The organism is Leuconostoc falkenbergense (assembly GCF_014634805.1).
Classification (GTDB): Bacteria; Bacillota; Bacilli; order Lactobacillales; family Lactobacillaceae; genus Leuconostoc; species Leuconostoc falkenbergense.
Genome location: NZ_BMBS01000051.1, coordinates 1 through 11,736, shown reverse-complemented (window position 1 = coordinate 11,736; position 11,736 = coordinate 1). Strand labels below are relative to the sequence as shown.

Annotated in this window: 12 protein-coding genes and 1 riboswitch; of the genes, 6 read left to right on the top strand and 6 right to left on the bottom strand. The window is 38.8% G+C overall.

Going from position 1 to position 11,736, the window contains the following annotated elements; all coding sequences use genetic code 11:
• The first annotated feature begins 175 nt into the window (after positions 1-175).
• The gene (locus tag IEU71_RS09100; protein ID WP_004910329.1) at positions 176-904 is read left to right on the top strand and encodes an MIP/aquaporin family protein; all 729 of its coding nucleotides are present in this window, start codon (positions 176-178) and stop codon (positions 902-904) included.
• 102 nt (positions 905-1,006) lie between these two features.
• On the top strand, positions 1,007-1,726 hold the full coding sequence (locus IEU71_RS09095) for an MIP/aquaporin family protein (protein WP_004910327.1): 720 nt from the start codon (positions 1,007-1,009) through the stop codon (positions 1,724-1,726).
• A 41-nt stretch (positions 1,727-1,767) separates the two neighbouring features.
• Here IEU71_RS09095 and IEU71_RS09090 read toward each other — a convergent pair whose 3' ends face one another.
• Positions 1,768-2,661, bottom strand: coding sequence for an RluA family pseudouridine synthase (locus IEU71_RS09090; protein WP_004910324.1), 894 nt, complete (start codon positions 2,659-2,661; stop codon positions 1,768-1,770).
• Between the two features lie 66 nt (positions 2,662-2,727).
• A riboswitch (TPP riboswitch) is annotated at positions 2,728-2,816 on the top strand.
• A 59-nt stretch (positions 2,817-2,875) separates the two neighbouring features.
• Between IEU71_RS09090 and thiT the strand changes: the two genes are divergently transcribed.
• Positions 2,876-3,439 (top strand): energy-coupled thiamine transporter ThiT, encoded by a 564-nt coding sequence (thiT, locus tag IEU71_RS09085; RefSeq protein WP_233127289.1) that lies wholly within the window; start codon positions 2,876-2,878, stop codon positions 3,437-3,439.
• Between the two features lie 36 nt (positions 3,440-3,475).
• Here thiT and IEU71_RS09080 read toward each other — a convergent pair whose 3' ends face one another.
• From IEU71_RS09080 to IEU71_RS09070, 3 genes are all read right to left on the bottom strand, one after another.
• On the bottom strand, positions 3,476-3,946 hold the full coding sequence (locus IEU71_RS09080) for a MerR family transcriptional regulator (protein ID WP_004910320.1): 471 nt from the start codon (positions 3,944-3,946) through the stop codon (positions 3,476-3,478).
• A gap of 86 nt (positions 3,947-4,032) precedes the next feature.
• Positions 4,033-5,094, bottom strand: coding sequence for a glycosyltransferase (locus IEU71_RS09075; RefSeq protein ID WP_004910318.1), 1,062 nt, complete (start codon positions 5,092-5,094; stop codon positions 4,033-4,035).
• 19 nt (positions 5,095-5,113) lie between these two features.
• Complete coding sequence (locus tag IEU71_RS09070; protein ID WP_080519673.1) at positions 5,114-7,309, bottom strand: LTA synthase family protein; 2,196 nt, start codon at positions 7,307-7,309, stop codon at positions 5,114-5,116.
• Positions 7,310-7,370: 61 nt separating this feature from the next.
• Between IEU71_RS09070 and IEU71_RS09065 the strand changes: the two genes are divergently transcribed.
• Positions 7,371-7,802 carry a GNAT family N-acetyltransferase gene (locus IEU71_RS09065; protein WP_233127290.1) on the top strand — a complete coding sequence of 144 codons (432 nt, stop codon included), beginning with the start codon at positions 7,371-7,373 and terminating at the stop codon, positions 7,800-7,802.
• Positions 7,803-7,816: 14 nt separating this feature from the next.
• On the opposite strand, the gene IEU71_RS09060 is transcribed toward IEU71_RS09065, so the two are convergent.
• The gene (locus IEU71_RS09060) at positions 7,817-8,608 is read right to left on the bottom strand and encodes a DUF6681 family protein (protein ID WP_004910309.1); all 792 of its coding nucleotides are present in this window, start codon (positions 8,606-8,608) and stop codon (positions 7,817-7,819) included.
• A 90-nt stretch (positions 8,609-8,698) separates the two neighbouring features.
• Here IEU71_RS09060 and IEU71_RS09055 point away from each other — a divergent pair, with 90 nt between their 5' ends.
• A complete protein-coding gene (locus IEU71_RS09055; protein WP_004910307.1) occupies positions 8,699-9,022 on the top strand; it encodes a hypothetical protein in 324 nt (107 codons plus the stop codon).
• A gap of 250 nt (positions 9,023-9,272) precedes the next feature.
• Positions 9,273-10,049 carry a TIGR01457 family HAD-type hydrolase gene (locus IEU71_RS09050; RefSeq protein ID WP_004910305.1) on the top strand — a complete coding sequence of 259 codons (777 nt, stop codon included), beginning with the start codon at positions 9,273-9,275 and terminating at the stop codon, positions 10,047-10,049.
• Positions 10,050-10,091: 42 nt separating this feature from the next.
• Here the strand turns inward: IEU71_RS09050 and IEU71_RS09045 are convergent, their stop codons facing one another.
• Positions 10,092-11,297 (bottom strand): MFS transporter, encoded by a 1,206-nt coding sequence (locus tag IEU71_RS09045; protein WP_004910300.1) that lies wholly within the window; start codon positions 11,295-11,297, stop codon positions 10,092-10,094.
• Positions 11,298-11,736: the final 439 nt, after the last annotated feature.

Genomic DNA, 11,736 nt, shown 5'->3' with positions numbered 1-11,736 from the left:
GTTGTGGTAACACCATTAAAGACCTTGATGGGTTTTTCTGTCCACTTAAATGTTCAACTTAAATTTTACAATCTGCCTCAATTATTAAAAATTACTATTTCTTTAATAACCAATTAATATAAACGTGTAAAATAGTAAGTGTTGATAATTTTTATACCGATAAGGAGAATCTTACATGCGTAAGTATATCGCGGAATTTCTAGGCACCTTTATGTTGGTTGGGATTGGAACAGGAAGTATTGTTTACTCTGCTGCTTCTACACAATCACCATTAACGGTAGCGCTAGCCTTTGGTCTTGCTTTAGCAATTGCCATTTACACATTTGGCCCAATTTCTGGCGGCCACTTTAATCCAGCTGTTTCGTTGTCAATGGCCATCCAAAAAAGACTCACGTGGGTTGATTTTGGTGGTTATATTGTAGCACAATTCCTTGGTGCAATTGTCGCTTCAGCAGCAGTTTACGGTGGTGTTGCCGCTTACTTGAAGTCTTCAACTGTTTCCACAGCATTATCTGGACAAACAATGACCGTCAGCCAATTTATTTCCTATGTTGGTTTGGGTCAAGCAAACTATGCCACTGGTGAACGTCTGAACGCTTTTGCGTTTGAATTTGTCTTGACATTCTTGTTCGTACTTGTGATTTCAATTGTCACAAAGTTGACTAATGTCCCTGCTCCCTTGGTCATTGGCCTTTTCTTAGCCGTTTTGATCATTGTGGCCTTGCCAATTACAGGCGGATCATTCAACCCAGCACGTTCATTGTCACCAGCAATTTTTGTCGGTGGTAAGGCACTGAAACATCTGTTAGTCTATATTCCAGCACAACTAATCGCTGGTGCATTGGCAGCATTTGCCGCTAATTACTTCAATAAAACCAGTGAAGAAAAAGCCGTAAAAGCCTAAAGTTTATAAAGATTGACTAACATTGTCAATCTTTTTTTGTTTCTAGAAATAAACGTGTATAATGGGATTTATTGGTAATATTACACACAAGGAGAATTTTTCATGCGTAAGTATATCGCAGAATTTCTAGGAACATTTATGTTAGTGTTCTTTGGAACTGGTAGTGTTGTTTATTCAGCTATTACGACACAATCACCTATCACAATTGGTTTTTCATTTGGTTTGGCATTGGCCGTTGCCATTTATGCTTTTGGTCAAATTTCTGGTGGGCACTTTAACCCAGCCGTATCACTTTCAATGGCTATTCAAAAGCGTTTGTCATGGGTCGAATTTGTCGGCTATGTATTAGCACAATTGATTGGTGCTATTGTCGCTTCTGGTGCTGTCTATCTTGGCGTTACAGCTTATCTAAAGTCAACATCCGTTACAACTGCTTTGTCAGGTCAATCAATGACAGTCAAACAATTCGTTACTTTGGCTGGTCTTGGTCAAACTAACTTTGCTGACGGGCAAGGCTGGTACGCTTTTGCCTTTGAATTGATTTTGACTTTCTTGTTTGTTTTGGTCATTTCAATTGTCACTAAATTGGCTAATGTCCCTGCCCCATTGATTATCGGTTTGTGGTTAGCAGTCCTAATCATTGTTGCGTTACCTATTACCGGTGGCGCTTTCAACCCAGCTCGTGCCTTAGGTCCTGCAATCTTTGTTCAAGGTAAAGCACTTGGTCACGTTTGGGTTTACCTAGTGGCTGATCTACTAGGTGGCGCTTTGGCAGCATTTGCCGCTAACTTCTTCAACAAGAGCGTTACAAAAGAAGCCTAATCCTAAATAAAAAAGAAGCTCGTCGTGAGCTTCTTTTTTTATTAACGCAATTGTCGTGGAAAATCATCAGGCAATGGACCTGTAATCGTTTTAATGCCACCATCAAAGGGTAAAGGGAGTTCAATGGTAGCTGAATGCAGCATCAATCTTGGCATATGACGCCCACCATATAGGTCATCCCCAACTATTGGATGGCCTACACTAGCTAAATGAACCCTAATTTGGTGCATTCGGCCAGTATCTAAACGAATTCGTAATAAAGAATTTTGATAAACCGTATGTATATTAGTCCAATGTGTCACAGCAAATTGTGCGTTTGTTCCATTGACAGCACGTTTCCTGTCGTCTTGTGCATCAATGCCAATTGGTGTTTCAATTATTCCCTGTTTTGTCGGCATCACGCCACTCACCCATGCCAAATAAGTCCGTGTAATTGCCTTAACAGATAGTAATTGGTCAAGTATTGGGACTACCAAAGGCGTTTTTGCAATAATAACGGCACCCGATGTGGCCCGATCAATTCGATGTACCATATAAGGGGCCACTTCCAAATGGCGCCTTTGAAAATCACCGGCAACGTAATTCAGCAAAGTATCATCTTCTGTTGGTGAATGCGGATGCATTTTCATACCCGCTGGTTTATCGACAACCACAAGATAATCGTTTTCAAATAAAGTTGCTACTTTCTGACTATGATTCGGTCGATAATTAGAGTTACTCGTCCTAAAATCATCCTGATCAAAGGTCATCACTAATACATCATTTGTTGCCAAAAAATAACTAGTCGGGACCACTTTACCATTCACGGTAAAATGTCGCTTAATCCTGAGAGCCCCACGAATACGCTTTGGAATAAGCCATTTTATCCACAATGCTTTAACTGATTGACCGGCATTGTGCGGTGCTATTTTAAATTGATATTGCCATGTTGTCATATAATAAATGCCCACACCTTTAGGGTTAGCTCCCTTAATTTGACTTTATTGTCATTTTCGTTATACTTAGATTATCTGGGGTGCCCTATGGCTGAGATATACCCACCGAACCTGCTCATGATAATGCATGCGAAGGGAGATATAACATTGTTTAGCTCATTAATGGCGCAACCTGTGAACTCTCTTGACGGTTGCGCTTTTATTTTTTGGAGATATGAAATCTATGCAAAATTCTCGTTCCCGCGTCATCGCTGAAGTGGCTATATTTGCCGCCTTGGCTGTTGTTTTCGATTGGCTGACCCTTTTTAAAATGCCACAAGGTGGCGCCGTGACCTTGTCATTGGTCCCAATATTATTTGTTGCCTACCGACATGGTGTAAAAGCCGGTATGGTGACTGGATTAATTGTTGGTGTGGTGACTTTTATTTTAAATCCATATTATTTAAATCCACTACAAGTATTTTTCGACTACTTCTTTGCCTATACATTGGTTGGTCTCGGCGGATTGTGCACGAGCCAATTAAAATATGCACTCCGTCGAAATACAACAAAACAAGCAATGGTATTGGTATCACTTGGCGCCGTACTTGGTGGTTTTGGTCGCTTTTTTGGTTCCTTTTTGGCTGGTGGTTTCTTTTACGGCGCTTTTGCTCCTAAAGGGCAAAATCCTTGGCTCTATTCACTGATTTACAACGAAGCTTACGTTGTCCCACAAATCCTTTTGACTGTCATTGTACTGATTGTTTTACTTCGCGTTCAACCAAAAATGTTCAAATAAAAAGCCAATTATTATAACAATTCTAAATGGAACCTGTTATAGTAACTGGCTTTTTTTCGTAATTGGAAACTCACGTTTATCAACAACCCGATACTTTACTTTTCCAGACTCAAGATAAACATACAGCAATTGCGTTTCAGCGTCATCAAAATAGCCCAAGTTGACCACAACACGTCCTTCATATTCTTCAATACCTTGGAAGGCTTTCTTCATAATATGGTGGATAATCATAGCACTTTCAAGCTGTTCATTAGCCTTATCAACGGCTTCATGTAAACTATCACCATCATCTAAGTTTTGTTTGATAATCGCAACTTTAACAAACGCACGAAACCCATATAATCGAGATTCTTGTTCATCTTCTCGATCTATCGCTTGAACATATCCTTGCTTTTCCCAATAGCGAAGTTGCCGTGTCGATATATTCGTCATACGTGCTAGTTCACCAATGCGAAATTGTAGATGATCAAGAGACGGTTTTTTAAAATTTTCTTTGTCAAAATTCATATTTGTGCCTCTAAAAATAGTGTTCTTTGTCAACTAAGTTGCTAAAAACACGCCTAATATCTATTTAAATATAGCACATTAATTAATTAAAACAAAGCCTGCCACTGTTCTAAAATTGGGCCTATCTCAAAATCTTCAACTCGTCGTAGTGAGATATCAGCATAATGTTGGCGCTCTTTTTGAGTGTTTAATAGTGGCTGAATAGCTGCTAACAAACCATCGACATCACCATTCTCGACTAAAATGCCGTATTCCCCGTCATCTAGCACTTCTGCAGAACCCGTATTTTTCATTGCGACAATCGGTAAACCAAAGCTCATAGCTTCAGCCAAAACCAACGGCAATCCTTCCCAACGAGAAGTCTGTAAGAAAATACTAGCATCACGGTAATGCTGTCGCAAAGCTTCGTCTTTTAGTCCACCACGATAAATAATTTTATCTTGAGCCGCATATTTTTCAATCAATTCTTGAAACGTTACCATATCTTCTGGTAGCCCATTACCAGCAATTGCCAAACGCCAATCATTAGGTAGTTTAGATGCTAGTTGCACAGCGAAATCAATGCCTTTATGCTGAATCGCAATCCGAGCTGTAAAGGCAATGATATGTTGTGTCAAATCAGCGCGTCCATTTGGTGTTATGGTCAACGGATTCCATATTTTGACAGCGTGTTGATTATAGGGCTTAAAGCCCGCCAAATCATAGTCTGTCAGTACAACGACAGTATCAAGTGCCCGCAAACCTGCCTCAAATTCAGTCTGCATATCAGCATAGTACTGACTTTTGTAAGTCGTCACATTGTTATGCATCCAACCAATTAACTGTGTGTCAGGTAATTGTGGCTTCATCACAGCAGCAAAACTAGACAACAAACCACCTGCTAAAATTACCACATCGAATTCCCGTGCAATGTTAATAAAATCTTGAATTTGTTCAGCATATTTGACATAAGGCTTTGCATCGTTGGCTAGTGTTAAGGGCCTCTTTGCAACCAATAAATCCGCTGATAGTGTATAAAAAGGTGGTAAATCAGAAAAACTATAATATACTACGTTGTGCTGTTGTGCCAACGCATTACCAACAACAGTCGTGGCACGCTTCATGCCCCCAAGACCAATGTTTTCAAGGGCAACAAGAATCTTAGTCATATTTTTGCTCCCAATTTCATTAATTTCCACTCCAATCATCTACATTTCGTGGCAACAATCTTGTTGTATCTGTCGCTTTATCACGCGACTCTGGTGCATCAGTGATGTAATCACTCAGAGTCGAGCGGTTACCATTTTTAGACAACAAACTTGTGGATTTTGTCCCTAATTTTTGGTTAATCTTTTTCAACCGTTTGACTGTACTGTCTTTACTGTAATCATATTTCGACGGGTCAACAGCCTTAAAATCTTTTGGTGTATAGAAACGCAATAAATTCTTTTGATTCAAATTATCTGACATATTCAATTTTTTATTCACATAACTTTGAATCTTATTAAGTTTAGTCTGCAATTTTTTGTCAGGATATTCAATTAATTGATTCGTTTTTGTATTCCAAATTCGCCCAGACAAACTAGCATATTCTGGTGTTATCCAGTCTTTATTACGGAATGCAACTATTTGTACGTGCTGCTTGCTTAACAAGTCTTGTCCAAACTGAATATACCGCTTTGTACTGATGCCAAGCAAATGCTCTAATGTAGGCGCAACATCAATTTCACCACCATAAGTATGATCAATATAACCATTTGTCATGCCCGGTATATGAACAATCAGTGGCACCCGTTGCAAATTAGCATTGTCTAAATCGTTCCAGTTACTCTCATTTTTGCCAAGCACGGATGCCAAATAAGGCGCGTCAGTATTAGAAATACCGTAGTGATCACCATACAAGACAACAGCAGTATTATCGTACAACCCTGATTTTTTGAGATAGTTAAAGAATTCCTTCACGGATTGATCAAGGTAGTGATTGGTGATGAAATAGTTGTCCACTAATGTTGAGCCTGTATTCGATGTCTGGAAATTAGGATCTTGATCCTGTGCATCTAGCGTATAAGGTGTGTGGTTCGTCACTGTCAAATATTTAGCATAAAACGGCTGCTGCAAACGTTCTAGATAAGGAACAGAGTTCTGGAATAATAGTTTATCCTTCAGTCCCCACGATGTCGCTTTTTTACCAGTTAAATCAAAATAATCACCGGAAATCCAATTTTGGTATCCCATATGTTTATAAACTGTACTACGATTCCAAAAGCTACCAATGTTACCATGAAATACTGCGCTTGAATAACCAGCACGCTGATTCAAAATAGCAGGCATTGCCTGAAAAGTCTGATCATCTCCTAATTTAGAAAACAGTGAGCCTTGTGGTAATCCAAAAGTAGAGGTCTCTAGCATATTTTCTGCATCTGATGTCTTACCTTGTCCAACTTCATTAAAAAAATTGTCAAATGAAACACTCGACTTACTGTGATATAAGCTGTTCAAAAAAGGTGTGACTTCTTGACCATTAACTTTCAAATCCAGTGACATTTGTTGGAAACTTTCCAAATGAATCACAATGACATTCTTGCCTTTAGCTTTGCCATAAAATTCTGGATTAATCGCCGCGTAATTCTTCTTAATATATTTTTGAACAGCTGTCAATTCAGATGGCGTTGCACTTTTACGAACCTGACTAGTCTGGTATGTGTTAATCGCATCATAAATCGTGAATGGCCCAATACCCAAATATTTCACCATATATTCACGATCAAATTGACGTGTTAATAACTGTGGCCGATCGACATCTGCCAAAAACATATTTGCCACCAATACAAAAACACCAATGGTAAAAAGTTTAAATGGTTGCAAACGTTTTAATGGCCGCTGGTCAAACTTAATTTTCCGGAAGACCATCAGGCCAATTAAAATCACTAAATCAATCCAAAATAAAAAATCATGTATCCCGAAAGAAATGGCCCCGGCTGCTTTACCACCTTGGTTAACGGTATTGTACCCCAACATGGTATTAATGGACATGAAATCTGAAAATTCTCGAAAATAAATGACGTTTAAATACAACAACGTTGTCATCGCTGTATCAATTAGTAATAATGCTCCATAGTAAATCTGTTTGGGCTTGATAAATAAGGCCAAACTAAACAAAATCATGGTAAACCCGATTGGATTCAATAACATGAGAACGACTTGCAATGAATCAGAAACGTGTAGCCAATCAAAATCAGCACCGTACGCCAAAATAGCTTTCAATGTGAATAAGACGACCAACCATGTGAAAAATCCAAGTCGTGTATTCAATTGTGCTAGCCAATTTTTTGGCGCCAGCGTCTGGTGCCAAAATTTTTTAAAAAAATTTTTCATAAGTTTCATTATACCAATTTATATGGTCACTCGCTCTAAATATTGCTATACTTGTATCATGACAATATAAATTAAACATCAAAAAGGGCTCGGTCCAATTCAAGCTGACGCCCTCATAATTAGAAAAACCGTTTTTGTTATCGAACAAGGCGTTGCTATTGCTGACGAGATGGATGATCCGTCAGCCGAAGAAGAAGCGATTCATATCGTAGCATATGTTGATGGCAAACTAGCAGCAACTGCTCGTGTTTTACCAGAGTCCGCAACAACTTGGCATGTTCAACGTGTAGCCACACTCTATCCTGCGCGTGGCAAGGGTCTCGGTAGCAAATTATTTGCCTATATTGAACAACTTGCCCCTGAATACGGTATAAAAACATTAGTATTAGGCGCACAAGTTCAGGCACGCGGTTTCTACGATCGCTTAGGATTTTCTGCTTTTGGCGAAGAGTTCATCGAGGCTGGTATTCAACATATTCACATGAAAAAAGCGCTGTCATAGGCGCTTTTTTTGTGTTAAGAACGCCTCATGTAAGCAATTTCAACTTTAATTTGATAAGGTTGTTGATCATCGATGAGTTCACTTCTCGTAGCAACATGACTTGGTCCACCAGTCAGAACTACGGAAGCAACGGCCAAACGATAATGTGACAATGCTTGATCCGTTGGTGTCAGACCCACGCGAGATACATTCCCAAGTTCGCGAGCCTGCAACTGATTGATACCACCAAATATTGTCAATGTGCCATCAGCTTCTTGCATATCAAAATAAGGTAATATTGTCCCTGGATGATTGGCATTAATCACACCTTTTTGTGCAATAATTTGTCGTTGGGCCTGTTCACCTAAGTGACCATAGTCTTGTGCGATTAAATTCAAATCGGTCATTTCACGAGCAATCGCTTCAATGTTGGTTCTTTGCTGTAAATTACTATCAATTACGCCGTTCATAACATCTTGCCGCTCGTACAGTCCATTTGCTGGAATAATCACACTCGCTGCTGCTTGTGTACTTTCTTCATGCGGCTGCCCCACAATTTGTTCTATTTTAGGCGAAATATCCCATTTCGTTGTTTTTTTGGTAAAAAAATACAACACATTTAAAATAACAAAATACAATAAGACTAAGAAAATAGCTACTAATAAACTCCCCCTTAGAATACGACCGTTTACAAAAAAACGATATGCTAGATAGAGTAGATACCATACGCCCATGGCACCAACTGCAGTATAAATACGACCTTTTACTTTAGAATTAGTAGTAAAATAGCCAAGGTAATGATTGACTAAGTCAAGCAATGTAAACATTATTGGCTGTCCTCCGAAGTACTTGTAGAAGTTGCATTAGAACTCGAACTTTGACTCGACGACGAACTTGACGACGATGAAGAGGTTGTTGTGCTAGAAGTTTCCGATGAAGTTGCGCTTGAAGTTGAAGACGAAGAGGGCGTAACTGATGATGAGGTGTCACTACTCTCAGATGATGAGTCATCACTAGATGACTTATCGCTACTTGTTGTCGATGTATTTTTACTTGTAGTTGTCGAGGACGAATTGGTACTAACTGACCGTGATGATGTCCGTCCACCTTCTGTTGTACCTGTTGCAACGTTAACAGCCAAATTTGCCGCACTAATTGCAACAATTAATGACACAATTGCTGATGGTGTCAAAAAAGGTGGTGTTCTATATTTTTTTGCCATAAGCCCCCCTCTGTGCTGATATGATTAGTGTCTACTATAAGCATTGAACATTAACAGTATAATTATATTTTACCCGCTTTCCATCAAATAAACATAAAATAAATCCATAACTAAAACGAAAACCCGCAATCTCTTGCGGGCGGACGATATTTAGGAGATTTTATTTTAGGGAGATTGAGATTTGGAGAGAAGTCCGTTGATTCGTTGTTTGATATCAACTACTGTTGATGTGTATAATATAGTCATTCAATGTTAAATGGAGATTAAACATGTCAAAATACAAAGCCTATTTTATCGATCTTGATGGCACTATCTACCAAGGATCTAAAAAATTTGCATCAGGCAAACGATTTATTGATCGTTTAAAAGCAGCCAATATTCCTTATTTATTTGTTACGAATAATTCAACCAAAAGTCCGGCTGACGTTGCTGCTAACTTAACGATTAATCATCAAATTGACACCACCATTGATCAAATTTACACCAGCGCCATGGCAACGGCCGATTACTTGAAACAATTGGCAACCCCACAGCAAACACGGGTTTTGGTTGTTGGCGAGACTGGACTTGAAGAAGCACTTTTAGACGCCGGATTTGATTTGGTACAAGACGAACATGCTGATTTTGTTGTAGCAGCATTAGATCGTGCATTTACATATGATAAATTGATGTATGCAACTTTAGCAATCCAGCATGGTGCTAAATTTATTGCCACCAATCGTGATACTAATTTACCTAATGAACGCGGTATGATTCCTGGAGCTGGTGCCATTGTCGCCGCCATTGAAACAGCTACTCAGATCACCCCAACTGTTATTGCGAAGCCTCAGACACCAATTATGACTGGCGCTTTGCAAAAACTAAAAATTGCCAAAGAAGACGTTATTATGGTTGGTGACAACTATAATACCGATATTTTAGCTGGTATCAATGCCGGCATTGATACACTATTAGTTTATTCAGGTTTATCAACTCACGATCAAATTGACCAAGTAGCAATCAAACCAACCCACGAAATCGAAAGTTTAGATGATTGGCTTGTCTAATTGAAGATAGTAAAAAACGCATCATATTTTGATGCGTTTTTTTTAAGCTAATTCACGTTTAGTTACTTTTTGAGTTATTTTTTTTGCTTTATTTGGGCGGTAGAATAGCAAGTAAAGAATTGCCGAAACAATCGGAATAACTGCTGATACCAAATACAACTCGCGGAATGAAAGCGAATTGTGCAACGCGCCTAACACGTATGGGCCAACGCCTAATCCCAAATCCAAACCAATGAAATAAGTCGAAAGAGCAATACCAATTCGGTGGCTAGTGACAAGTTTAAGTGTGACAGCCTGTCCATTTGACATAAATGTACCATATCCCAAGCCAATAAACGCACCAGATAGTAACAATACAAAACCATTATGCGCAAACGCTAAAATTACTAATCCAAATGCCAAGAACAAATAGCTAGGATACATCACGTAATTTTCACCAAAGCGATCAAAGATTCTACCAGTCATAGGACGCGTCAAGGTTACAATACCAGCATATACCACAAAGAAAAATGAACTAATAGCAACTAAATGCAATGTCTCTGCGTAAGAAGCCAAGAATGCCAAAACTGATGAATAAGAAAGGCCCATTAGAAATCCGATGCCGGCAATCAATAACACTTTAAATTCAATAAAACTAGAAACTTTCCATGACTTTAATTCAGCCAGATGTGCTGCGGACAAAGTAACATTATTAATTTTAACCGCGAACAAAGCAACCATTGATATGCCAATTAATATGGCTGACAGAATAACGATAAACTGAAAGCTTGTTGCATTCAATAACAACAAACCGATGAATGGTCCAATAGCCGCTGCCAAACTTGTACTCAAACCATAGTAATTGATTCCTTCGCCTTTACGCTTCTCTGGTATAAATTCAGTGACAATTGCGTTAAGAGCAGTTGAAGTCATACCGTATGCAAAACCATTAAGCAAACGAACACCATCGAGAACAGCAATCGTAGGAACAGCTAAATAGGCTATTGTCGTTATTAAGTAAAGGATTGCGCCCCATCGCGCAACTCGCTTGCGTCCAATCAATTCAAGCTCCTTACCCATGATTAAACGCGCAATCAACGTACCAATAATATAAATTCCTGATGCAAGACCAGCCTGCCCAAATGACGCATGTAGTTGATCATGCGCAACTACAGCAATGATTACCATCATGAGATAATACACCAAGTAAACAATAAAGTTGATGATCGTAATCGTTAAAAAGCCTTTGTTAAATAATTTTTCTTCCATTTTTCCAATCTCATTATACCTCAACTACTAACAACAAAAAATGTCGCTAGGTGGGCACAAAAATCGGACCGGATATTGTATCATACATGTCGCGCGAAACCTCATCATTTTAACACCGCGCGCGTTTGCATGAAAACAATGTAAGCGTTGAGCCGTTGATTTAAGATTACCACGATTTCACAAAGTATGCAAATTTTTTTTTATTTTCTTATTATATTGTCAAATAAGTTGACAATATAGTCTTTAATAATAAGAAATTTTAAAATTTGCTTGTGAAAATAATATTTTATAACAGATTTTCTGAAAATAAATGAAACAATTTTACTGAAAACACAAGGGGAAACAAAAAGAGGAAACAAACGTTATGTTACCATAACACTTGCTTCCCCCTGAATCATGGGCCATCCAGGACTCGAACCTGGGACCTCTGCGTTATCAA